Raw genomic sequence first — 23,408 nt, 5'->3', positions numbered from 1 at the left:
GCCTACGCCCCCTGCTTGCGCAGCTCGCGTCGACCGGAGATGCCGAGCTTGCCGTAGCTCGACTGCAGGTGGTTGTCGACCGTGCGGGCCGACAGGAAGAGCGCCGTGGCGATCTCCTGGCTCGTGAGCCCCTCTGTGGCGAGTCCGACGATCTCGCGCTCGCGTTTGGTGAGCACGTCTTCGACGTTGGCGCGCTGCAGAATCGGGGTGTTCGCCCCGACGCAGTTCTCGGCCATGGCGGTCGAGCGATGGAACAGCGCGAGCGCGGCCTGATTGTTGCCGGCGGCACGAGCGGCTGCTCCCGCCTGCGCGAACGCCTCGGCCGCGAAGAGTTCGGCGCCGATGCGGAGCCAGCCCTCCGCCGCCTCGGCGAGAGCATCCGACGAGTTCTGGGACAGTGCGCGGGCGTAGCGTGCTCGCGTGTGGAACAGCGTGCTGTCACCCCGCGCGGCCAACGCTTCGAGTCGCGGTGCTGCGGCATCCGCCCCGCCGATGCGAGCCACATGGTGCAGAACGGCTGAGGCGAGATAGAGGGTGCCGCTCGATTCGTAGTGGTCGGCCAGGCGGCTGAGCGAGCGGATCGCCGACTTCTCGTCGCCGCGCGCGGCGAGGATGAGGCCCCGGGCGACTCCGGAGTGCAGATTGCCCTCGGAGCTGCTGTCGACGAGTGCGTCGAGTATCGACTCGGCTTCGTCGAGGCGGCCGGCATACACCAGGGCCACGGCGAGGCTGCCCCGGCTCACGCGCAGCAGATTGCGCGGGCCGAGCGCCTCGGCGCCGCCGACCGCGTCGCTGATCCAGCGGATGGCGGAGTCGATCTGCCCCAGCTCGAGCAGCGCGTGGCCGAGCAGGAGCTCGGCGTAGCGGGTCGAGATCTCGTCATCGTGCTGGATCGACTCGTAGAGCGCCCCGATCGCGTACTCGTGGGCGAGTGTTCCCGAGCCGGCCACGATGGTGGCGGATGCCGCGGTGAAGAGTGCGAAGGCGCGGTCGAGGCCCGACGGAATGGCGGCGAGAATCGCGTCGACCTCACGCTGCGCGTCGGTGAGGCGGCCGACGGCCGCGAGCGGCATGGCCGCCGCCATCGCGAGCTGCACCCGCTGGGCCGGGTCGTGCGCCGGCACTCCGAGGTACGGCTCGACGATGCTGAGCGCATCGCCCGCGCGTTCGATGGTGAAGAGGATCATCGCCCGCCGGAGCGCGAGCATGTCGGCGAAGGCGGGAAGCTGCGACTCGGCCTGCTGCAGCAGACTCATCGCCTCGTCGGTTCCCCCGGGGCGGTCGTGACGGATCAGCGCCCGCGTCATCACGATCTGGGCGGTGAGCAGCTCGCTCGCCGGGGTCTCGGCGTCGACCACCGCGGCTCGTTCCGCGGTGCTGAACGCCTGTTCGGCCTGGCCCATGCGTCTCTGGGCGTCGGCGAGAATGAGATACGGCGCCGCCCCCGCGTATCCGGCGGAGATGGCGGCGCGCGACAGCGTCGCAGCCTGCGCATGATCATGGGTGAGTTGCGCCAGGCGCGCGCCGTCGGCCAGCAGCTCGGGTTGCGATGGATGCCCGGCGCCGAGTCGCCAGACGGCGACCCGCAGGGCGTCTTCGGGGCCGTGCGAGGCGAGTTCGGCGATGTCGGCCTGCTCGAGCAGGATGTCTTCGACGCGCAGCAGCGACAGCGACGCCTTCGTGAGCAGCTCGTACTGCGGCAGGGCGAGAGCGGCCACCAGCACGCCTCGCTCGTCGCGCACGACGATCAGGCCGTCGGCCTCGAGCCCCCTCAGCGCATCCCGGGCGCCGGGCATGGTGAGCTCGCTCACGGGAAGCACGACGCACACTGCGAGCCTCTCGACCACATCGCGCTGCACCGCGGTCAGGCCCGCGAGGCGTTGCCCGATCAGCTGCTGGAGGGCATCGGTGCCGACGGCTTCGCCGAGCAGCTGCCAGACGCCTCCGACGACGACGAGCGACGAGGCGGCGATCGCCCCGCGGGTCAGCTCTCGCAGAACGAGGGGGTTGCCGCCGGCCGCACGGGCCAGCGACTCGACGGAGCGTCGGGCCACCGGCCCGCCGACGAGGTCGGAGATGACGGTGCCGCAGTCGTCGGCCGACAGGGGCGCGAGATCGACCCGACGCGCCGTGTCCTGGCTCCACATCTGCAGCAGCGCATCCGGAACCGGCGCGCCGTCGCCGACCGTCGCCAGCAGTTTGGCGACGCCCGAATCGACCAGCTGGCTCACCACAGAGACCGACAACGCGTCCATCGAGGAGATGTCGTCGATCACCAACAGGATGCGGCCGGAGCCCGCGAGCGAGCGCAGTCGTGCCGTCGCGAAGTTGAGAAGGGCGATCGGGTCGCCCGACACCGCGAGGAAGTTGGCGTTCTGCCCCGCGAACAGCGGCGCCAGGCCCCCGAGCGGCAGACTCGAGAGGCTGGAGCGGGCTGCGAGCCTCACCGTGGACCAGGCCTGGCCGTCGAGCGCTCGAGCGATCTCTGCGGCGAGGCTCGTCTTGCCCACGCCCGATGGCCCGTGCACCGTCACTGCGCGGAGCCCGGTGGCGGTCAGGGCGGCGACGACGGAGTCGACGAGCGCGTCGCGACCCCGCAGCTGCAGCCCCTCCATCATTCCCCCGCACCCCGCACCATGACGTCCGTCGACCACACGACGGCTCCGTTCGAACACAGTGTAGGGCGTGCGGTCCACGACGGGAATAGACCGTCATCGTGCCACTACTCACTCGCTGTGGAGCGGGCTCGACCGCGAGCTGAGTAATCGCTACCCATGCCGCAGCCGCGCAGGGTCGGCAGAGTCGGTTCAGTCGCAATCACGACTCCACATCCCTCTCGTAGAAAGCAGTTCTCGACATGTCCTCCTCCCGCTCCCGGCTTCGTCAGCCGTCGCTCGCCGCCGTCGCGCTGGCCGCGACGCTCGCACTCCTCGTGCCCGGCGCGCTCGTCGCCCACGCCGATGACCTCGAGGCGCCGACGTCCGCAGAAGCCGCCACCGCAGCATCCGGCGAGCCCGTGGGGGTCGTTCAGCCTGCTGAGGCCGTCGAGGTCGTCGAGGCCGTTGAGTCTGCCGAGGCCGTTGAGTCCGCCGAGGCTGTCGAGGTCGTCGAGCCTGCTGAGGTCGTCGAAGGGCAGGAGCCCGTCGCGGCTGCCGACCCGATGGACGTCACCGAGCCCGCTGCCGAGACGGTCACCGAGCCGGTCGTCGAGTCGACGGTCGACCCGGCCGTGCCGCCGGTCGTCGAGAACGAGCCCGCCGCGGCAGCCGACCAGGCCCTCGCGGCACCAGTGTTGCTGGTGGGCGAGAACCTGCCCGTCGTGACGGAGGACGACTACTACGTGATCGCGCCCGGAGCGACTCTCGCCATCGCGGCTCCGGGCATTCTGGGCAACGACAGCGACCCCGAGGGCGACCCGTTCGTCGCGCAGCAGGGCGCCTTCACCACCTGGCTCGGCAACACCGGCTACATCGGTCCGAACGGGGAGTTCGGCTTCACCGCGACCGCCGGCTTCAGCGGCACCGACACCATCACCTACTACACGCAGGATGCGGGCCACGGCGGAACCGAGGGGACGATCTACGTCACGGTGCAGGAACAGGTCGACCCCACCGAGAACCACTGGCCGAGCCCGGTCGACGACTACTACACGACGCCCAAGAATGAGTCGCTGGTCATGCCCTCGCACTTGGGGATGCTCGCCAACGACATCGACGACGACGGCGACGTCATCACGACGAAGGCGACGAGCGGGATGCCGACCTCCGAGGGCGGTTCGGTGTGGGTCGACGCCGACGGATCGTTCGGCTACACGCCGCCGATGGACTTCGTCGGGACCGACTGGTTCTCCTACATCGCGTACGACACCTTCGGCGGAGCCAGCTGGTCGTCTGTGCAGATCGGTGTCACCGGCACGGGAACCGTTCCCGGCGGGCCGAATCTGCCTCCGGTGGCCGGTGAGGACCACTACGTGATCCCCGACGGCCACACCCTCGTCGTCGATGCGGCGCACGGCGTGCTGCTGAACGACAGCGACCCCGACGGTAGCTTCGTGACCCTGACGCCGGAGACGACGACGACCCAGATCGGGGTGTCCGTCGACATCGCCGCGGATGGAAGCTTCGCCTACACGCCCAAGCCCGGCACCTGGGGCGACGACTACTTCTCCTACACGATCACCGACGAGGCGGGTCTGACAACGATGGGGTTCGCCTCATTCGAGGTCGCCCCGTTCGTTCCGGTGGTTGAGCCGCCGACGACCGACCCCGCAACCGTCGTACCGGTCGTCGGCGGCGGTGCCGATCCGTCGCTGCCATCGCTGCCGTCGCTGCCATCGCCTGTGGCTCCCGCGCCGGCAGCGGTCGCGGCCGCATCGGAATCGTCGACCCGCGACGAGAACGACTACTCCGGCCTGGCCTCGACCGGTCTCGGCACCACCGTCCCGCTCGCCGGGGGCCTGGGGCTGCTGTTGCTGGGCGCCGTCGGACTCGTGCTGGCCATCAGGCGCCGCGCAGGCAAGTCCTGAGACCGCACCTCGACGGCCCACCCACACGACAGGAGATGACAGACATGTTCGGAAAGAACTGGCAGAGAGCCGAGGGCGTCGTGCTCGCCCGTGACGTCGCATCCGTGACCGACGGATCGATCACTTACCGCTACATCGTGGAGGTGTGGCCAGACGGCCTCGAGTCGTTCCGGGCCATCGCGAAGCCGCCCATCATCGCAGTCGACTTCTGGCCGCCCGACGTCGGACAGACGGTCGGCGTGCTGTTCGATGCGAGGTCGCACAGCGTGCGCTTCGACCGGCACGACCCGCGGCTGAGCGCGAGGGCCCATGAGCGCAACAGGCGCCTGCGGTTCGACGCCGCACTGCGCGAACATCCGCGCTCTCGACGAGCAAGCGATGCCGACCGCCTCGAACTACTCAGCTTCTGACCCCCATTACTCAATTCGAGGACTCCCCTCTGCCCGCGCCGCGAGCCCGCCCCTAGGCTCACCAGCATCGGGCGAGGGGAAGCCCGATCACCTCTCATCGAGACCCAGGAGAACCATGTCCCAGACACTCATCACCCGTGCCGCCGCGATCGCCGCCGCAACGGCGCTCGCCGCCACCGGCATCCTGATCGCCGCGCCGGCCAATGCCGCCGGCGAATCCATCGTGCTGGCGAACGACAGCATCCACTTCACCGAGAACGACTGGGGCGCAGGAATCTCGCTCACGGGAACCGGATTCGGCGTGGCCGACGGAGGCCTGGCCCAGGTCGACGTGGGAACGCTCGACGGCCCCGTGTTCACGGCGTGGAACAGCGCCCCGCTCGACACTCCCGTCGAGTCGGGCGGAACCATCGCGGTGACCGGCTGGGTTCCCGACGCGCTGCCGCAGCTGCCGGCATCCGGCCTCACGCCCGCCGTGCGGGTGACCTACGAGCTGTGCGAGGGCACGAGCTGCGAGTTCTCCGACACGACCTACGTCTACGCGAACATCGTGATCGACCCGTTCGTGCCCGGCGATCCGGGCATCACCATCACGCCCGGCTGCAACACCGTCGAGCAGATCCAGACCGACGGATACTCCATCGTGGTCACTGGCCTCGACCAGTTCGAAACCGTCGGCGACTACGTCACCGGACCCGATGGCGAGCAGTTCGGCGAGAGCACGCAGTTGCAGGCCGATGTCACGGGAACGGCGACCGGCGACTTCACGCTGAGCGGCGACATCCAGCTCGGCCTCTACACGGAGCACGTCGTGCGATTCGGTGGTGACGCGGTCGATTTCGTCTCCGGCACCTTCGAGGTGGGAACCTGCGTGGCCCCGACCCCGACGCCGACTCCGGCTGCTGTCGTTCCCCCCGCGCCGAAGCTCGCCGAGACCGGCGCCTCCGAAGCGGGACTGCTCACCGGCGGAGCGCTGACGCTGCTCGTGGCCGGAGCCGTGCTGGTCGTGCTGCGCCGCCGCGCGACCGCGTAGCCGCACACCGAGCTTCGCCATACGCGCCCGTTCGGCGCATCCGCTGCCCCTCGACGGGCAGCGGATGCACCTGGCGGGCGCGGTTGTTCGTGGTTTCGCTACGCCGCGGCCTCTCGGGCGAGGAGCGCGCGCTTCACGGGGATGCCCCAGGCGAATCCGGCGAGACCGCCCGCCGTGTTGACGACGCGATGGCATGGCACGAAGAGCGCGGGCGCGTTGCGGGCGCAGGCGCTCGCTGCGGCCCGCACGGCGCGGGCGTTGCCGGAGCGGGCGGCGAGCTCGGTGTAGGTGATGGGGGCTCCCGGAGCAATGCGCCGGAGCTCCGTCCACGAGATGGTCTGCAGCGGTGTTCCGAACTGACGAACCGGCACGGCGTCGATCGCCCGCACGTCGCCGGAGTAGAAGGCCTCGACCGCCTGACCGTTCCGGGATCGCCCGGTCCGCGCATCCGGTCGGTTCTTCGGCGCGAGGCGAGCGAGCAGCGCCTCGGCCGCGTCCGTCCAGCCCGATGAGAGCACCCTTCCCTCGTCGTCTTCGAGGATCATGAACGGCCCATCGGGCGTGTCGATGGTGTCGATGAGGGCTGTTGTGGTCACGGGGTCTCCTTCGGAGTGCGGGCTGGGATCGGACTGCGGGCTGCCGCCCGCCAGAGATGCATGCACAGGTAGCTGCGCCACGGCGCGAAGGCGGCGGATTCGGCGAGGAGCGCCGCGTCGGACTGCGCGAAGCCGAGCTCGCGGGCTCCAGATCGGATCGCGACGTCGCGGCGGACGAACACGTCGGGGTGTCCGAGCACACGCATCGCCACGTAGTCCGCCGTCCACGGCCCGATGCCGCGGATCGCGGTGAGCCGGGCCGTGACGTCGTCGCGAGTGTCGGAGAGGTCGATCGCGAGCGATCCGTCGGCGAGTGCTGTCGCGACCCGGCGCACCGTGTCGGCTCGAGCGGCGGGGCCGCGGAGGACCTCGTGCGCGTGCTCGGCGATCGCGGCCGGGGTGGGAAAGAGCCGCGCGGCGGCCGCATCCGGGGCGTCGTCTTCGCCCTTGTCGTCGTCGCTGTCGTCGCGAGGGCGCGCGATCGAGAGCGGCATCGGCTCGCCGAGCGCGTCGACCAGCCTCGACAACTGTGTGCGCGCGGCCGCGACCGTGACCTGCTGGCCGATCAGGGCGCGCATGAGCATCTCGCCGGCGTCGAGAGCGCCGGGCACCCGGATGCCGGGCACCCGCGCGACCTGCGCCGCGAGACGTCCGTCGCGCGACAGCGTCGCATCCACCGCCTGCGGATCTGCGTCGAGGTCGAGTAGTCGCCGGACACGACCGAGGAGGGCGGGCAGGTCTCCGAGGTTCTCGAAGCGCACGACCGCGTCTATGCGAGGGCGCCCGGCGACTCGCTCGGGCGCGCTGAGATCGACGTGGGCAGAGCCACGCGGAAGCCGAACCGTGCGGGCAAAACGGCGCGCGCCGACGGACTCCATCGCCGGAACCGCGCGCGGGGCGAACCAGCCGAAGAGGCCCTCCACGTCGAGCGGTTCGCGGTAGGGGAGGGCGAGACGGATCGTGCCCGCGGCGTCGGCCGCTCCGGGCGCCGGGGCCCGGTGCGACCGGGAGCGCAGGGCAGACGGGGTGAGATCGAACACCTCGGTGACGGTGTCGTTGAACTGGCGGATGCTGGAGAAGCCCGAGGCGAAAGCCACGTCGGCCATCGGCATCGTCGTGCCCGTGATCAGTGCGCGGGCGTTCTGCGCCCGGTGGGCGCGGGCGAGGGCGATGGGCCCGGCGCCGAGCTCGGCCATCAGAATTCGGTTGAGCTGGCGCGCGGAGTATCCGATGCGCCGCGACAGGCCGTCGACGCCGTCGCGCTCCACGACTCCGTCGGCGATGAGGCGCATGGCCCGCGCCGCGACGTCCTCACGCAGATTCCATTCGGGGCTGCCGGGCGTCGCCTCCGGCAGGCAGCGCTTGCACGCGCGGTAGCCCGCGAGGTGGGCTGCCGCGCTCGTGGCGTAGAAGGTGACGTTCGACTGCTTCGGCGTGCGGGCGGGACAGCTCGGCCGGCAGTAGATGCCGGTGGTGCGCACGGCGGTGACGAAGCGGCCGTCGAATCGCGCGTCGCGCGACTCGATCACGCGATACCGCTCTCCGAAGTCCATGACTCAACCCTGCCGCATGGCAGAGGAGCCCGCTAGCGGAAATCGGACACGGCGGTGGAGGCTCCCTGGGTCGTGAACTAGAGACCGGATGCGCGTGTTGTCAATGTCTCGGCGCGATGAGCCCCGCGGCCTAGCGTGGGGTCATGACTGAGCTGAGCGGTTCGCGTGTTCTTGTGATCGGTGCGTCGGGCGGGCTCGGGTCGCGCATCGCGAGACGACTTGCCGATGCGGGTGCCATCCTGGCGCTCAGCGGCCGCAACGCCGCACGCCTCGACGCGCTCGACGTGCCGGCCGAGAGGATCGTCGCCGATCTGCGGTCAGAGTCCGGATCCGCATCGGTCGTTGTCGAAGCAGAGAGCCGCCTCGGCGGGCTCGACGCCGTCGTCATCGCGAGCGGAGTCGTGGCGTTCGGCCCGGCATCCGAACTCGACCCCGACACGGCGATCGAGTTGTTCGCGGTCAATGCGCTGTCGCCGATCGACACGATCCGGGCCGCGCTTCCCGCGCTCACACGCAGCGCCGGCGAGGGTCGAAAGCCCGTGGTGGTCACGATCAGCGGCATCGTAGCCGAAGTTCCCACGGCGGGCCTCGCCGCGTATTCGGCGTCGAAGTCGGCGCTCGCCGCGTTCATGGTCGCGGCCGGGCGCGAGAACCGGCGGGCGGGCATCCGTCTGCTCGACGCGAGGCCCGGGCACACCGAGACGGGGCTCGTGACCCGGGCCATCGCCGGCGCCGCACCCGCGTTTCCCGAGGGACTCGACCCCGACCACGTGGCCGATGTGATCGTGGAGGCCATCGCATCCGACGCCCGCGACCTGCCGAGCAGCGCCTTCTGAGCGAATCCGCGCCCGAGCGGCGCATCCGCCGCCATTCGGCCGGCAGCGGATGCGCCTGATGGGCGCGGATGCGTCTGTCAGTTCAGCGGCTGGGTGCCCTCGGGCAGGTGGCCGCCGGCCAGCAGCTCGCGGGCGGATGCCTGCAGCGCGGTGAGCGCGACACGCTGGGTCCACGGTCCGTACGAGATGCGCGCCACGCCCAGCTGCTCGAGGCGGGCGGGGGTCAGCGAGCCGGGCACGTTGATGACGCTCACGCGGTGCTCGCCGATGCCCTCGACCAGGCGGATGACCGTCTGCTCGTCGAGCAGGCCGGGAACGAAGATGCAGGCGGCGCCCGCGTCGAGGTAGGCGCGACCGCGCTCGACGGCATCGGCGATGACATCGTCGAGGGGGCGATCGCCGGCCTTGACGAAGGCGTCGGTGCGGGCGTTGAGAACGAAGCCCACCTCCTCCTTCTCGGCAGCGCGGGTGACCTCGGCGACGTTCTCCACCGACTCGATGAGCGGCTTCATGCGGTCTTCGATGTTCGCGCCGACGACGCCCACGCCGATGGCCCGGCGCACCGTCTCGCCCGGGTCGCCGTAACCGGCGTCGAGGTCGGCCGACACCGGCAGGTCGGTCGAGGCCGCGATGCGGCCCACCATGTCGAGCATCAGCTCGAGCGGGATGTTCTCACCGTCTTCATACCCGAAGGTCGCGGCGATGCTGTGGCCGGCCGTGGCCAGGGCGGTGGTGCCGGGGAGGTCGGCGACGACCCGGGCGCTCGCGACGTCCCAGACGTTGACGACCTGGAGGATCGCACGCTGCTCGTAGAGGTGAAGAAGCTGATGAGCCTTGTCTTTGGTGTTCATGTCGCGAGCCTAGGACGAAAACCCTGTGGATAACTCTGTGGAAACTATCCCGCTATCATGCCGACGTGTTCGGGGCATTCCGGCGCCGCGACCGCAGCGCAGGCAGCGCAGACCACGAGCTGGGTGCGACACGACACCTCGTGGCAGTTCTGCATGCGGTTCGTGGATGCGCCGCAACGGTGGCACTGACCGATCACCGCGGCGTCGGGCGTGAAGTCGATCGAGACGCGGTTGTCGAAGACGTAGAGTGACCCGTTCCAGAGGCCGGAGTCGCCGAAAGTCTCGCCGTAGCGCACGATTCCGCCGTCGAGCTGGTATACCTCGCCGAAGCCCCGCGACGTCATGAGACTCGACAGCACTTCGCACCGGATTCCGCCTGTGCAGTAGGTAACTACTGGCTTTCCCTTGAGATGGTCGTAGACGCCCGAGTCGAGAACGGCCGCGAATTCGCGTGTGTTCGACACATCCGGCACCACCGCCCCGGCGAATCTGCCGATCTCGGCCTCGAAGGAGTTTCGGCCGTCGAAGAACACGACGTCGTCGCCCTTCTCGGCCACGAGTTCGTGCAGTTGGGCGGGAGTCAGCTTGGTTCCGCCGCCCTTCACACCCGTATGGTCGACGAGCAGTTCGTCGGGAGCGCCGAAACTCACGATCTCGTCGCGCACCTTCACGACGAGCCGCGGAAAGTCGAGACTGACCCCGTGCGGAGCCTGTGGATAACTCTGTGAAGAATCGAGGCCCGATCCTTCGCTCCACTTGACGTCGAGATGCTTGAATGCCGGGTAGTCCCGCGTTTTGCGCAGGTACTTCTTCACGGCTCCGAGCTCGCCGCCGACGGTTCCGTTGATGCCGTGCTCCGAGATGAGGATGCGTCCGCGCAGGCCGAGAGACTCGCACAGGTCGCGCTGCCACAGCCGAATGGCGTCGGGGTCGGCGAGCGGGGTGAACGCGTAATAGAGGACGACCTTCGAGACTGCCACCCGCCGATTTTACGCTCGGGCTGGTCTCGATACAGCCGCCCAGGCTGATGCGCTGATCGGGTGACGGACTGAGGTGCGGAGAATGGCCGCTTCGTCAAGGGATGAGGCGGCCACTTCCCGCACCTCAGCGAGACTGTGGCCGCTCCGGGCGGGACCCCTGCGAGCACACCCGAGGCGAACGCCCTCGTCACGGGGGAGTCGACATCCTGGGCCGCGCCGTGTTCGGCCCAGACCTCGAGCGCCAAGGCGAGGGTGAGGCGGCCAGTGGTCCCGATAAACGCGCTCCGCAGTCGGAGCGGCTTCTCGACCGCCGCGAGGAGTGGGGCTGCGCCGGTCGGGTAGGCCAGCCATGGCCTCGTCGAGAACCCGGCGACGGTAATAAAGCTGTTAGTTGTCGTAACAATCGCTGGATGGGCCGGGGGAGTCCCTAGGCTTGAGGGGTAGCCCCTCTGCTCGTCGACGAGCTCCCTCGTTCAGATTAAGGATTCGCCATGCCCAGCATCTACAACGACATCACCGAGGTCTCCGGAAACACTCCGCTGGTGCGCCTCAACCGCGTCACCGAGGGGCTCGGCGCCACCGTGCTCGCGAAGCTCGAGTTCTACAACCCCTCCGCCAGCGTCAAAGACCGCCTCGGCGTGGCCATCGTCGATGCCGCAGAGGCGTCGGGCGAACTGCCCCCGGGCGGAACCATCGTCGAGGGCACCTCGGGCAACACCGGCATCGCGCTCGCCATGGTTGGCGCCGCCCGAGGCTACAAGGTGATCCTCACCATGCCCGAGTCCATGTCGAAGGAGCGCCGCACCCTGCTCCGCGCGTACGGCGCAGAGCTCGTGCTCACCCCCGGACCCGAGGGCATGCGCGGCGCCGTCGAGAAGGCGGCCGAGATCGTGGCCAACACCCCCGGTGCCGTGCTGGCCAAGCAGTTCGCCAACGCGGCCAACCCGGCCATCCACCGCGCCACCACCGGCCCCGAGATCTGGAACGCCACCGACGGCGCCGTCGACATCTTCGTCGCCGGCATCGGAACGGGCGGAACGATCACGGGCGCCGGCAACTACCTCAAGGAGCAGAAGCCGGGTCTGCAGGTCGTGGCCGTCGAGCCCGCCGAGTCGCCGATCCTCAACGGGGGAGCCCCCGGCCCGCACAAGATCCAGGGAATCGGCGCCAACTTCGTGCCCGAGATCCTCGACCGCGAGGTCTACGACGAGGTCATCGACGTGAACATCACCCAGTCGGTCTCGATGGCCCGCCGCCTGGCCGCAGAAGAGGGAATCCTCGCCGGCATCTCGTCGGGCGCGACCGTCACCGCTGCCCTCGAGCTCGCCGGCCGCCCCGAGAACGCGGGCAAGACCATCGTGGTCGTCGTCGCCAGCTACGGCGAGCGCTACCTCTCGACCGTTCTGTACGAAGACCTGCAGGACTGACCGGATGCCGCCGGTCGCGTTTCGCACGTCGGCCGAGTTCCGGGCGTGACCGCCCGGGGCTCGGTCGTGTTCGCGCGCGCCCGGGAGGACATCGCGACCGCCCGCAGGCGTGATCCCGCGTCTCGCTCTCGGCTCGAGGTGCTGCTGAGCTATTCGGGGCTGCACGCGGTGTGGGGCTATCGCGTCGCCCACAGGCTCTGGATGCGCGGCCTGCGTCTGCCGGCACGGCTCGTCTCGCAGTACGTGCGCTTTCTGACGGGCGTGGAGATCCACCCCGGTGCCAGCATAGGGCGCCGCTTCTTCATCGACCATGGCATGGGAGTGGTCATCGGAGAGACCGCGGAGATCGGCGACGACGTGATGCTGTATCACGGGGTCACGCTCGGCGGGCGCAGCACGGCGCGCGAGAAGCGGCATCCGACCCTCGGCAACGACGTGACCGTCGGAGCGGGGGCTGTGCTGCTCGGCGACGTGGTGATCGGCGCGCACTCCGTGGTGGGCGCGCAGGCCGTGGTGGTCAACGACGCCCCCGCGTATTCGGTGATCACGGGCATCCCCGCCGTCGCGAGGCCGCGCGCGCACGCCGCGGAGCCGACGGCCGAGGCGTTCTACACCGACCCGGCAATCTACATCTGACGAGTGGCGTCTCGACAGGCGCGACGAACGGACAGACCGTTCCCTGAGCCTGTCGAAGGGCCGTGGTCTCGATACGCCGGCTCCTTCGTCGCGCGGCTACTCGACCGGCGTGGTGGTCGCGTTGGTCGAGTAGGCCGCCCGCGGCCGTATCGAGGCCCGCTAGCTCTTGTTGCCCGTGAGCGCCAGGCCGCCGCCGAGTCCGATCATCAGAACACCGCCGGTCGCGCCGAGCCTCGACATACGACGGGGGTTGGTGGCGAACCAGGTTCGAGCCTGGCCCGCCGTGAGCGCGTAGATGCTGTCGAAGGTCATGGCGAAGACGAGGAAGACCACGCCCAGCTCGGCCAACTGCAGCGGAAGCGACCCCGCGCCCCGATCGACGAACTGGGGAAGGATCGCCACGAAGAACACGATCGACTTGGGGTTCGAGACGCCGACGATCACGGCCTCGCCGTAGACCCTCCGTAGGGTGCGCGGGGCGGGGCGGGAGGTGGCATCCGTCACGTCGTTGCGGTGCCGGATCGCCTGCACGCCGAGGTAGACGAGGTACGCGGCGCCCGCGAACTTGATGATCGTGAATGCCACGATGCTGGAGGCCACGAGCGCGCCGATGCCGGCGGCCACCGCGGCCACCTGCAGGGCCATGCCGCTCGCGTTGCCGACCACGCTGAGCAGGCCGGCCACGCGGCCGAGCGAGAGGGAGCGTCCGATGATGAAGAGAACGCTCGGCCCGGGAAGCGCGGCGAGCGCGAGGGCGGCCAGCGCGAACGTGGCGAGGTTGTCGAGAGGCACCATGAGCCGATGCTAGCGGCGTCTCGACAGGCTCGACGAACGGATTCCTATGCGGCGAAGTGCCTCTTCAGGAACGCGACCGCCTGCGTCTCGTCTTCGATGCCGCCGCCCTCGTGCCCGTTGAACGCCCACTCGGTGATCTCCTTGGGGCCGCCATACGCGTTGAACGCGGCGTAGACCGTGGAAGCCGGGCACGTGGCATCCATCAGCGCGACCGAGAAATGCGCGGGCGCCGACGCCCGACGCGCGTGGCGCACGGCGTCGAAGCTGCCGAGCACCTCGTAGACGGATGCCGCCTGGTCGCGATGGATCCGCAGGTAGTCGACGATCTCGTGGTACGGATACGAGTCGGTGATGAGGGTGGCGCGACCAAAATCGCAGAGGAACGGCACGAACGCCACCACCCCGGCGAGATCGTCGCGCAGCCCGGCCACGGCCAGCGCGAGGCCGCCACCCTGGCTTCCTCCGGCCACCGCGATGCGCGAGGCATCGACCTGGGGCAGCTGCTTCGCGGCATCGACGGCGCGCACCGCATCGATGAACAGTCGGCGGTAGTAGTAGTCGTCGCGGTTCTGGATGCCCTTGGTCATGACCCCGGGAATCTGCGGGCCGCCCGTGCCGACATCCGGTGTGTCGCCGACGCTCCACGACGCGCCCTGGCCGCGCGTGTCCATGTGAAGGTGCGCGAAGCCGGATGCGACCCACGTCAGGGACTCCTCGGCCTTTCCGCGCCCACCGCCGTAGCCGACGTAGGTGACGACGGTCGGAAGGGGCTCCGTCGCGCCCGCTGGAACGCGGAGCCACGCCTTCACGTCGGAGCCGTCGGCGCCGCGGAAGGTCACGTCGAAGACGTCGACGACGCTGAGCACACTCTCGACGCGCTCGACCCGAACGTCGAGGGGAACTTCGCCTGCTGCAGCCAGCGTCGCCTGCCAATACGCGTCGAAGTCGGCGGGCTCGTCGCCCGCGATCTCGTGGCGGCGAACGGCGTCGAGGTCGGATTCGATCAGCATGGAACTCCTTTGTGCGAGTGACGACTGCGTCGAACATAGCCAAGTCCGCACGTTCGGGGCGACTTGCCGTGCGCACGCGGCTGATTTCCGGCATGTTCCCTCGAACGTGCGGACTTAGCCGAGGCTCGCAGGCGTCGCGCTCCGCATAAAGTCGAACAATGACAACTGAGGTTTTTCGCGCGGCCCGCGACCAGCTGGTAGACCTGCGCGACGACTACGACACCGCCCGCCGAGACTTCGTATGGCCGGATGTCGGCCCCCGGTTCAACTGGGCCATCGACTGGTTCGACGAGATCGCCAGGGGCAACGACGCCGATGCACTCGTGATCGTCGAGGAGGACGGGCGCCGCACCACCCGCACCTTCGACGAGTTGGCCACCCGCTCCGACCTCCTGGGGCACTGGCTCAGCAGCCAGGGCGTCGCGAAGGGCGACACCGTGATGCTCATGCTCGGCAACCAGGTGGAGCTCTGGGAGGCGATGCTCGCCATCATGAAACTCGGCGCCGTCATCCTTCCAACGACGACGGCGATGGGCCCGGCCGATCTCATCGACCGCGTCGAGCGTGGCGGCGTGCGTCACGTGATCGTGGATGCCGCCGACGCCGCCAAGTTCGATGCCGTGCCGGGGGAGTACACGCGCATTCGGGTCGGCGGAGCGGCGGACGCGCCAGCGGCATCCGGCTGGCTGACCTTCGACGATGCGTTCGCGGCCGACCCCGCCAGAACAGGCCCCCTGCCGCACCCCGGCAACGTCTCCTCCGACGCCCTGCTGCTGTACTTCACGTCGGGCACGACCAGCCGCCCGAAGCTCGTCGAGCACAGCCACGTCTCCTACCCGGTGGGGCACCTGTCGACCATGTACTGGCTGGGCCTGCGCCCGGGCGACGTGCACCTGGCGATCAGCTCGCCGGGCTGGGCGAAGCACGCGTGGAGCTGCTTCTTCGCGCCGTGGATCGCGGAGGCCACGATCTTCGTCTACAACTACGCGCGCTTCGACCCGGCCGCCCTGCTCGATCGCATCCGTGAAGAGAAGGTGACCTCGTTCTGCGCTCCGCCCACGGTGTGGCGCATGCTGATCCAGACCGACCTGAGCGCCGGCGCGGGAGAGCTGCGAGAGGCGATCTCGGCGGGCGAGCCGCTGAACCCCGAGGTGATCTCGCGCGTGCGAGAGCACTGGGGCCTCACGATTCGTGACGGCTACGGCCAGACCGAGATGACAGCGGTCGTGGCCAATACTCCCGGAGCGTCGATCAAAGACGGCTCGATGGGCCGCCCGCTTCCTGGGTGCCCGATCGTGCTCGTCGACCCGCTGACCGGCCTCGAGGCCGATGAGGGCGAGATCTGCGTCGACGTGCGCTCGCGTCCGGTGAACCTCATGACCGGCTACGTCGGAGACCCCGCGAAGAACGCCGAGAGCGAGCACGACGGCTACTTCCACACCGGAGACGTGGCCACGCGCGACGCCGCCGGGTATCTCACGTACGTGGGCCGAACTGACGACGTGTTCAAGGCATCCGATTACAAGATCAGCCCGTTCGAGCTCGAGAGCGTGCTCATCGAGCACCCGGCCGTGGTCGAGGCGGCCATCGTGCCGGCGCCGGACGCCGTTCGGCTCGCCGTTCCGAAGGCCTACGTCGTGCTCGCGGCCGGCTTCGAGCCGACGGATGCGACGGCGAAAGAGATCCTGCGATTCGCGCGTGAGCGGCTGGCCCCGTTCCAGCGCGTGCGCCGCATCGAGTTCTTCGAGTTGCCCAAGACGATCTCGGGCAAGATCCGCCGGGTCGAGCTGCGCGAACGCGAGGAGCGGGTCGCCGAGGGCGTCGTCGTCGCTGTGGAATGGCGCGACGATCAGTTTCCCGAGCTGAAGGCCGTGGGCAACGCGGGAGGAGCGACGTCGTGACGGATTCTTCTGCTGCCGGCGACGACGTTCTCTTCGAGGTTCGTGGCAACCTCGCGCACATCACGCTGAATCGCCCGCGGGCGATCAATGCGTTGACGCACGAGATGGTCACCGCGATCGGGCAGGCCCTCGATGCGTGGGCCCTCGACGAGTCGATCAGCACCGTTCTGCTCACGGGAAACGGCACCCGCGGTCTCTGCGCGGGCGGAGACGTGACCCAGCTGCACGCTCGTGTTGCAGACGACGACGTGTCGGCGGCCGTCGGCTTTCTGCGCGACGAGTACCGGGTCGACAAGCTGATCGCCCGCTACCCGAAGCCTTTCGTGGCGATCATGAACGGCTTCGTGCTGGGCGGCGGCATCGGCCTCTCGGGCCACGCCTCGCACCGGGTGGTCACCGATGACTCGGCTCTTGGGATGCCCGAGGTGAGCATCGGCCTCACTCCGGATGTCGGCGGCAGCTGGCTGCTGAGTCGCGCTCCCCGAGAGCTGGGCACCTACCTCGCCCTCACCGCGCGCACCGCCTCGGCTGCGGACGCGATCGAGCTGGGTCTCGCGGATGCGTTCGTGCCCTCGGACCGACTTCGCTCTCTCGTGGCGTCGCTCGAAGAACTGCCCGCCGACGAGGCCGTGGCCGCCCTGCGTGCCGAGCCGCCGCGGGGCGCCCGCGCATCCGGCGATCTGGCGTCTGATGCGTCGTGGATCGAGCCGGCCTTCGCGCACGACACCGTCGGCGAGATTCTGGATGTCCTGGCGGCGACACCCGAGTCGGCGGCGGCGGAGACCGCTTCGCTCATCAGAACGAAGTCGCCGACGGCGGTGGCGGTGACTCTGGAGTCGCTGCGTCGCGCTCGCGAGCTGCCCAGCGTCGAGGCCTGCTTCGACCAGGAGCTTCGGATCATGGCGCACGCCCTGGCGCACCCCGACTTTCGCGAGGGAGTGCGCGCGCAGGTCATCGACAAGGACCGCACCCCGCGGTGGGCGCCGGCGACCTTCGACGAGGTGTCGCCCTCGGTCGTGGCGTCGTTCTTCGAGGCGTAGCCGTCGTTCTTCGAGGCCTAGCCGCTGTCGGAGGCGATGCCTACACTTCGGCTATGAGAGCCGATACCTTCTTTCTTCTGTCAGACGCCGCTCTTCGCAGCGTCATCGATCGAGTGCAGCCGGGCGACTTCGACAAGCCCGTTCCCGCATCGTGGTCCTCCTTCGAGAACCCCACCGTCCTCGACCTCCTGAAATCGCACGCCTACGACGAAGCCTGGATTCCCGGTGTGCTGGCCGGCGAGTCCATCGCCGACGGCGACGAGCTGCGTGACAAAGACCTGCTCGGCGACGATCCCATCGCCTCGTACGACGCGTTGAACGACGCGGCGACGCAGCGTGTGCAGGCCGGGGTCGATTTCGACTCGACGTTCCGCTTTCAGTACGGCGACTATCCCGCCGACGAGGGTCTCTCGCATCTCGCCATGTATCGGGCGACCCAGGCATGGATGATCGCCAAGCATCTCGGCATCCCGTTCCACCTCTCTCCCGAGCTCATCGACGGGCTGAACGAGTGGGTCGTTCCCCACGCAGACGAGTGGCGTAGCTTCGGCGTCTTCCCTCCCGCGATCGAGCCGCCGGCCGATGCCGATGCCGAGACGCGGCTGCTGTGTGCGATCGGCTTCTGGGTGCCGTAGCGGCGGTCGAGGCCTCTCGTCGCCGAGGTGCGGAAAGTGGCCGCGTCGATTCGTCGGAAAGCGGCCCTTTCCCGCACTTCAGTGAGCGGAAGCGCTCACGCGAACGCGTTCACGCCCGTGAGCTCGGCCGACAGCGCCCACAGGCGGGCGGCGTCGTCGCGATCGATCGCGTGCGCATCCACCCCCGCGAAGCGGGCCGTCGGGCTGCCAGCGACCGTGGGCTCGGCGATGTCGCAGTCCTCGCAGTAGACGCCGCCCATTCCGTCGAGCTGCGGTGAGGTCGCCGCCCACGTCGAGGTCGCGGCTCCCTGGGCGGGCGTCTTGAAGCGCTCGTTCACGGTGCCGTCCTCGGTGATCCAGCCGGATGCGATCATCTCCTCGCGAGGCAGGTGACGCTGCAGCTCGGTCATGATGCCGCCGGGATGCGCCGCGAAGGCCCTGACTCCGAACGGCGCCCCGAGCGCATCCAGCTGCACGGCGAACAGGCTGTCGGCCGTCTTCGCCTGGCCGTACGCCTGCCACTTGTCGTAGCCCGAGGTGAACTGCGGGTCGTCGAAGCGCATCTGGCTGAGCTTGTGGCCGGTCGACGAGAGCGCAACGACGCGGGCTCCGCCGTCTGCGATGAGCGCGGGCCACAGCAGGTTCGTGAGCACGTAGTGGCCCAGGTGGTTCGTGGCGAACTGAGACTCCCAGCCGTCGCCCACTCGTGCCTCGGGCGAGGCCATGATCGCCGCGTTGTTGATGAGGATGTCGAGGCCCATACCCGAGGCGAGGTAGCGCTCGGCGAAGGAACGCACGCTGGTCAGATCAGACAGGTCGAGGCTGTCGACGGCCACACCCATGAGACCGCGCTCCTCGAGGGCCTGCCGCGCCACGTCGGGTCGGCGGGCCGGAACGATCACCTGCGCGCCCGCATGCGACAGCGCCGCGACGGTCTCGATGCCGAGCCCCGAGTACCCACCCGTGACGATGGCCGTTTTGCCCGTCAAGTCGATGCCCGCCAGCACGTCGCTCGCAGTCGAGCGGTCGGTGAATCCAGAGGGAAGCGTGTGCTGGGGCGTAGTTGTCATTGGTCAAGCGTATGCCTGTTTCTGAGGCTAGATTCGGGGGATGCACCTCTTCTTCCGCACGGTCTGGTACCAGTGGCGCGCCCGAACGAGACGTCGCGTCGGAACGTTCGACGTCGCATCCACGCCCTTTCGCGTGCTGCCCAGCGACCTCGACCTGTTCCGGCACATGAACAACGGCGTCTACCTGTCGATCCTCGACCTGGGCAGGCTCGACATGCTCGTGCGCAGCGGCATCTGGGCGATCGTGAACGGCGGCGGCTGGTACCCCGTGGTCGTCGCCGAGACCATCAGCTTTCGCAAGTCGCTCACACTCTGGCAGCGCTTCGACGTCGAGTCGCGCGTGCTCGGCTTCGACGACAAGGCCGTCTACGTGGAGCAGCGCTTCACGGTCGACGGAGAGATCTACGCGCAGGCGTTCATCCGCGGCCGGTTTCTGAAGCGCAGTGGCGGCGTGGTGCCGATGCACGAGCTTCTGGATGCCGTGGGCCCGATCCCCGCCGAGGTCACGGTTCCGGAATGGCTGCACGAGTGGGGCCAGACCACCGCGCTGCCCCCGACGAAGGCTCCCGCGCCGAGCGAGTGGTGACTAGTCTGGGTGGCACATCGCATCCGCCTTCGTCAGGGGAGAACTATGACCACGATTCCAGGAATCGACCCGTCGGTGCCGCCGAGCGGCACCGGCTGTGTGGAGTGTCTCGAGACAGAGGATCAGTGGTGGTTCCACCTGCGTCGCTGCGCGCAGTGCGGGCACATCGGCTGCTGCGACAGCTCGCCCAACCAGCATGCATCGAAGCACGGCGCTGAGACGGGGCACCCGATCATCCAGAGCTTCGAGCCCGGCGAGGACTGGGTGTGGAGCTTCGAGACCAACCAGTACTACGAGGGTGCACCGCAGCTCGCCGCCCCCGACAGCCACCCCGCCGACCAGCCCGTTCCCGGGCCTGCCGGGCGGGTTCCCTCGAACTGGCAGGAATTGTTGAACCAGTAAGGGAGTTCACTTCCTCGTTCCCTGAGCCTGTCGAAGGGGAGCGGTTTCGGGCCCTTCGACAAGCTCAGGGAACGACAGGCTCAGGGAACGGATACCTAGAGAGGGAGGGCGGCACCGTGGAGGACTCCGTTGTCACGATCATCTGGATCGTGTCGTTCGTGGTGGTCACCGTCGCCGTCAGCGGGCTGACGAAGCGCATCGGCTGGTCGGCTCCCGTGTCGCTGGTGCTCGTGGGCGCCGTGGCCTCGTTCGTGCCCGGCGTGCCGCACCTCGAGATCGAGCCCGACCTCATCCTCTACGGACTGCTGCCCCCGCTGCTGTTCGCGGCGGCCATCCGCACGTCGTTCGTCGATGTGCGAGCCCGGCGCGACGGCATCCTGCTTCTGTCTGTGGGTCTTGTGGCCTTCACCGTGGTGGTCGTCGGCTTCACCGCATGGCTCATCATTCCCGCGATCACGCTGGCCGCCGCGTTCGCGTTCGGCGCCGTGGTCGCGCCGACGGATGCCGTGGCCGTGACCGCCGTCGCCGGCCGCCTCGGGCTGCCCCGGCGCCTCGTCACCGTGCTCGAGGGCGAGAGCCTGCTCAACGACGCCACCGCCCTTGTCGCACTGAACGCGGCGGTGCTCGCCATGATCAGCGTCATCAACCCGTGGATGGTGGCGGCCGATTTCGTGATCGCCGTGGTCGTCGGCGTCGCGGTCGGGCTGGGGGTGGGATGGGTGCTCTCGAAGATCCGGCAGCAGCTGCACGCCCCCGTGCTCGACACGAGCCTGTCGCTCGTCACGCCGTATCTCGCGTTCATCCCCGCGCAGCTCTTCCACGGGTCCGGTGTGCTCGCGGTCGTCGTGGCCGGACTGTTCCTCGGCTACCGGTCGCCGGTCATGCAGACGGCCGAGGCGCGCATCGCCGAGTCGATCAACTGGCGCACGATCCAGTTCCTGCTCGAGAACGCCGTGTTCCTACTCATGGGACTCGCCTTGGCCGACATCTTCGACGGCGTCGTCGACTCGGGCCCGGGATTCTGGCCAACGGTGGGCATCTCGGCGATCATCCTGCTCGCGCTCGTCGTGTCGCGGGTGGTCTGGATGCTCATCACCACCTCGGTCTATCGGTTCGGCCCACAGTGGTTGCGGGGTCGCGGGTGGAGCTGGCGCACCGGGATCGCGGTGTCGTTCGCGGGCATCCGGGGTGTGGTCACGCTCGCGGCGGTGTTCCTGCTGCCGGAGGAGACGCCGAATAGGGAGTTCCTCCAGTTCCTGGCGTTCGTCGTGGTGGCGGGCACGCTGATCGAGGGGCTGGGGCTGCCCTGGCTCATCCGCCGACTGCGGCTTCCTCCGCCCGATGTCGAGCAGGAGCGCGGGGAGACGCAGCGGCTCATGGTCGAGGCGCAGACCGCGGGGCTCGACCTGCTCGAGCAGCAGGAGCTCAAGGGAGTCGAGCCCGGAGTCGTCGAACGGCTGCGCACGAACGCCCGTTTTCTCGCCGAGGCACTCGAGAACCCGCCAGAGGGAGACCACGAGACGCGCCCCGCGTCGTACAACAGGCTGCGCCGGCTGATGGTGCAGGCCGAGCGGCAGGCGGTGCTCGACGCCCGGGCCGAGGGCCGCTACCAGGAGCGCGCGGTGAAGACGACGCTGGCGTTCATCGACGCGGAGGAGTCCGCGCTCGACATGCACAAGCCGCCGAAGCCGGGCTCGAACCTCACTTGAGCAGTTCTGCGCGGGCGGCGGCCGCGCCGTGCACCCCGAGGGTCCACTCCGGGCGGGGGAAGTTCTCGCGGTCGAGGCGCAGCTTCTGCATCGTGTTCGGTTCTCCCGGGCGCGGTTCGACCACGGTGACGCCCGCGTCGACGTAGCCCAGGCGGCGCGAGACGCCGAGCGACGCCTCGTTCCAGGTCGCCGCACTCGACTCGGCGACCTCCACATCGAGATGATCGAACGCGAACAGCAGGATGGCGGCCCGCATCTCGGTTCCGAATCCGTGGCCCTGCGCCGCCCGGGTGAGCCACGACCCCGACGACACGGTCTTCGTGCGGGCGAGGTTCTCTGCGCGCACATCTTGCATGCCGATCACGCGGCCCTCGTGCAGAACGACGAAGTCGAGGGTCCAGGTGCCGGGCTGCACGGTGGTGCGCAGGTGCCAGTGGTACTTCGCGAAGTCGCGGGCGAGCTGCTCGGGTTCCGCGTCGGTCCAGGGCGAGTCGAACGGCATCCGATCAGCCGGGTGGATGCCTGCCAGCACGGCCTCGACGACGGCCGGAAGATCGTCGTCGCGCATCAGCCGCAGCTCGAGCCGGGGCGAGCGGAGCCGCAGAGAGAACAGGGGCCACACGTCGTCGAGGGTCAGCATGGTGCCCCAGAGTACTCGACCTCCGCTATCCGCTCCTGCTGGGTGCATCCGCGCCGCGTCGACCGGTAGCGGATGCGCCGAACCGGCGCGGATGTGTTCAGGCGGCGGCGCGGTGACGGCGGATGCGGCGCACCACGAGCCACACGACCACACCGGCGATCGCCGCGTAGACGATGTAGTTGAGGTAGTCGCTGTACTTCTCGATGAGCTCGTACTGCGTTCCGAGCGCGGCGCCCAGGCCTATCAGCAGACCGTTCCAGATGGCGCTGCCCGCGATCGTGAAGATGCTGAAGCTCACCAGGTTCATGCGCTCGGCACCGGCGGGAAGCGAGATGAGGCTGCGCACGCCCGGAATGAACCGGCCGAAGAACACGGCCGACTTGCCGTGCCGCGAGAACCACGACGCGGCCTTCTCGAAGTCCTCTTTGTCGACGAGCGGCAGCTTCGACAGCCCCACGATCGCCCTGTCCATGCCGAGCTTGGCGCCGAGCCAGTACAGGACGAGTGAGCCCACGTAGGCGCCGAGCGTGCTGGTGATGACGACGAGCACGATGCTCAGCTCTCCACGCTGCGCCAGAAAACCCGCGAGCGGCAGGATGACCTCGCTCGGAATGGGAGGGAAGACGGTCTCGATCAGGGTGAAGAGCCCCACGCCCCACTCGCCGATGCCTTCCATCAGGGTGAGCGCGAAGCCGGCGAGCCCGCCGAGCTCGGTGGGATTGCCTGCTGTTCGAATCATCCCTTCAAGGGTGGCATGCCAGCGAAGGCTCAGC

22 protein-coding genes are annotated in these 23,408 nt (G+C 69.1%); 12 read left to right on the top strand and 10 right to left on the bottom strand.

What is annotated here, in order from left to right:
* Positions 1-2: 2 nt before the first annotated feature.
* Positions 3-2,654, bottom strand: coding sequence for a LuxR family transcriptional regulator (locus ASF06_RS03855; RefSeq protein WP_157439059.1), 2,652 nt, complete (start codon positions 2,652-2,654; stop codon positions 3-5).
* 203 nt (positions 2,655-2,857) lie between these two features.
* Between ASF06_RS03855 and ASF06_RS03850 the strand changes: the two genes are divergently transcribed.
* The 3 genes from ASF06_RS03850 (at position 2,858) to ASF06_RS03840 (ending at position 5,968) form a co-directional block, all read left to right on the top strand.
* Positions 2,858-4,525: an Ig-like domain-containing protein gene (locus ASF06_RS03850; protein WP_055943501.1), complete on the top strand. Its 1,668-nt coding sequence runs from the start codon at positions 2,858-2,860 to the stop codon at positions 4,523-4,525.
* 44 nt (positions 4,526-4,569) lie between these two features.
* Complete coding sequence (locus ASF06_RS03845) at positions 4,570-4,935, top strand: hypothetical protein (protein WP_157439058.1); 366 nt, start codon at positions 4,570-4,572, stop codon at positions 4,933-4,935.
* Between the two features lie 115 nt (positions 4,936-5,050).
* The gene (locus ASF06_RS03840; protein WP_055943495.1) at positions 5,051-5,968 is read left to right on the top strand and encodes an LPXTG cell wall anchor domain-containing protein; all 918 of its coding nucleotides are present in this window, start codon (positions 5,051-5,053) and stop codon (positions 5,966-5,968) included.
* Between the two features lie 98 nt (positions 5,969-6,066).
* Here the strand turns inward: ASF06_RS03840 and ASF06_RS03835 are convergent, their stop codons facing one another.
* Together ASF06_RS03835 and ASF06_RS03830 are read right to left on the bottom strand one after the other, a co-directional pair.
* Positions 6,067-6,513, bottom strand: a complete 447-nt coding sequence (locus ASF06_RS03835) for a methylated-DNA--[protein]-cysteine S-methyltransferase (RefSeq protein ID WP_055944151.1) — start codon at positions 6,511-6,513, stop codon at positions 6,067-6,069.
* Positions 6,514-6,560: 47 nt separating this feature from the next.
* The gene (locus ASF06_RS03830; protein WP_055943492.1) at positions 6,561-8,117 is read right to left on the bottom strand and encodes a DNA-3-methyladenine glycosylase 2 family protein; all 1,557 of its coding nucleotides are present in this window, start codon (positions 8,115-8,117) and stop codon (positions 6,561-6,563) included.
* Positions 8,118-8,260: 143 nt separating this feature from the next.
* Between ASF06_RS03830 and ASF06_RS03825 the strand changes: the two genes are divergently transcribed.
* Entirely contained in the window at positions 8,261-8,953 is a 693-nt protein-coding gene (locus ASF06_RS03825) for an SDR family NAD(P)-dependent oxidoreductase (RefSeq protein ID WP_055943490.1), read from the top strand.
* Positions 8,954-9,030: 77 nt separating this feature from the next.
* Here ASF06_RS03825 and ASF06_RS03820 read toward each other — a convergent pair whose 3' ends face one another.
* Positions 9,031-9,804 (bottom strand): isocitrate lyase/PEP mutase family protein, encoded by a 774-nt coding sequence (locus tag ASF06_RS03820; RefSeq protein ID WP_055943487.1) that lies wholly within the window; start codon positions 9,802-9,804, stop codon positions 9,031-9,033.
* Positions 9,805-9,848: 44 nt separating this feature from the next.
* Positions 9,849-10,784 carry an oxygen-dependent tRNA uridine(34) hydroxylase TrhO gene (gene trhO / locus ASF06_RS03815; protein WP_055943484.1) on the bottom strand — a complete coding sequence of 312 codons (936 nt, stop codon included), beginning with the start codon at positions 10,782-10,784 and terminating at the stop codon, positions 9,849-9,851.
* Positions 10,785-11,275: 491 nt separating this feature from the next.
* Here trhO and cysK point away from each other — a divergent pair, with 491 nt between their 5' ends.
* Together cysK and epsC are read left to right on the top strand one after the other, a co-directional pair.
* A complete protein-coding gene (cysK, locus tag ASF06_RS03810) occupies positions 11,276-12,211 on the top strand; it encodes a cysteine synthase A (RefSeq protein ID WP_055943482.1) in 936 nt (311 codons plus the stop codon).
* A 45-nt stretch (positions 12,212-12,256) separates the two neighbouring features.
* A complete protein-coding gene (gene epsC, locus ASF06_RS03805) occupies positions 12,257-12,847 on the top strand; it encodes a serine O-acetyltransferase EpsC (RefSeq protein WP_200920298.1) in 591 nt (196 codons plus the stop codon).
* A 159-nt stretch (positions 12,848-13,006) separates the two neighbouring features.
* On the opposite strand, the gene ASF06_RS03800 is transcribed toward epsC, so the two are convergent.
* Together ASF06_RS03800 and ASF06_RS03795 are read right to left on the bottom strand one after the other, a co-directional pair.
* Entirely contained in the window at positions 13,007-13,642 is a 636-nt protein-coding gene (locus ASF06_RS03800) for a LysE family translocator (RefSeq protein ID WP_055943480.1), read from the bottom strand.
* A gap of 44 nt (positions 13,643-13,686) precedes the next feature.
* Complete coding sequence (locus ASF06_RS03795) at positions 13,687-14,652, bottom strand: acetylxylan esterase (RefSeq protein ID WP_055943477.1); 966 nt, start codon at positions 14,650-14,652, stop codon at positions 13,687-13,689.
* A 158-nt stretch (positions 14,653-14,810) separates the two neighbouring features.
* On the opposite strand from ASF06_RS03795, the gene ASF06_RS03790 reads away from it, so the two are divergent.
* From ASF06_RS03790 to ASF06_RS03780, 3 genes are read left to right on the top strand one after another with little or no spacing between them, the layout of a single operon-like run.
* Positions 14,811-16,553, top strand: coding sequence for an AMP-binding protein (locus ASF06_RS03790; protein ID WP_055943474.1), 1,743 nt, complete (start codon positions 14,811-14,813; stop codon positions 16,551-16,553).
* Complete coding sequence (locus ASF06_RS03785; RefSeq protein ID WP_055943471.1) at positions 16,550-17,593, top strand: enoyl-CoA hydratase/isomerase family protein; 1,044 nt, start codon at positions 16,550-16,552, stop codon at positions 17,591-17,593. Before ASF06_RS03790 ends, ASF06_RS03785 begins: the two co-directional genes overlap by 4 nt.
* Positions 17,594-17,646: 53 nt before the next feature.
* Positions 17,647-18,228: a hypothetical protein gene (locus tag ASF06_RS03780; protein ID WP_055943469.1), complete on the top strand. Its 582-nt coding sequence runs from the start codon at positions 17,647-17,649 to the stop codon at positions 18,226-18,228.
* A gap of 95 nt (positions 18,229-18,323) precedes the next feature.
* On the opposite strand, the gene ASF06_RS03775 is transcribed toward ASF06_RS03780, so the two are convergent.
* Entirely contained in the window at positions 18,324-19,298 is a 975-nt protein-coding gene (locus ASF06_RS03775) for an SDR family NAD(P)-dependent oxidoreductase (RefSeq protein ID WP_055943467.1), read from the bottom strand.
* Between the two features lie 40 nt (positions 19,299-19,338).
* On the opposite strand from ASF06_RS03775, the gene ASF06_RS03770 reads away from it, so the two are divergent.
* The 3 genes from ASF06_RS03770 (at position 19,339) to ASF06_RS03760 (ending at position 21,995) form a co-directional block, all read left to right on the top strand.
* Entirely contained in the window at positions 19,339-19,884 is a 546-nt protein-coding gene (locus ASF06_RS03770; RefSeq protein WP_055943464.1) for an acyl-CoA thioesterase, read from the top strand.
* Positions 19,885-19,929: 45 nt separating this feature from the next.
* Entirely contained in the window at positions 19,930-20,286 is a 357-nt protein-coding gene (locus ASF06_RS03765) for a UBP-type zinc finger domain-containing protein (protein ID WP_055943463.1), read from the top strand.
* A 116-nt stretch (positions 20,287-20,402) separates the two neighbouring features.
* On the top strand, positions 20,403-21,995 hold the full coding sequence (locus ASF06_RS03760; RefSeq protein WP_055943460.1) for a Na+/H+ antiporter: 1,593 nt from the start codon (positions 20,403-20,405) through the stop codon (positions 21,993-21,995).
* Here ASF06_RS03760 and ASF06_RS03755 read toward each other — a convergent pair.
* Complete coding sequence (locus tag ASF06_RS03755) at positions 21,988-22,635, bottom strand: GNAT family N-acetyltransferase (RefSeq protein WP_055943459.1); 648 nt, start codon at positions 22,633-22,635, stop codon at positions 21,988-21,990. The two genes, ASF06_RS03760 and ASF06_RS03755, sit on opposite strands and share 8 nt — an antisense overlap.
* 97 nt (positions 22,636-22,732) lie before the next feature.
* Positions 22,733-23,374: a DedA family protein gene (locus ASF06_RS03750; protein ID WP_055943454.1), complete on the bottom strand. Its 642-nt coding sequence runs from the start codon at positions 23,372-23,374 to the stop codon at positions 22,733-22,735.
* Positions 23,375-23,408: the final 34 nt, after the last annotated feature.

The organism is Agreia sp. Leaf244, assembly GCF_001422695.1.
In the GTDB taxonomy this organism is placed as follows: Bacteria; Actinomycetota; Actinomycetes; order Actinomycetales; family Microbacteriaceae; genus Agreia.
The sequence above is the reverse complement of the archived record's forward strand: the minus strand, read 5'-3'. Positions and strand labels throughout refer to the sequence as shown.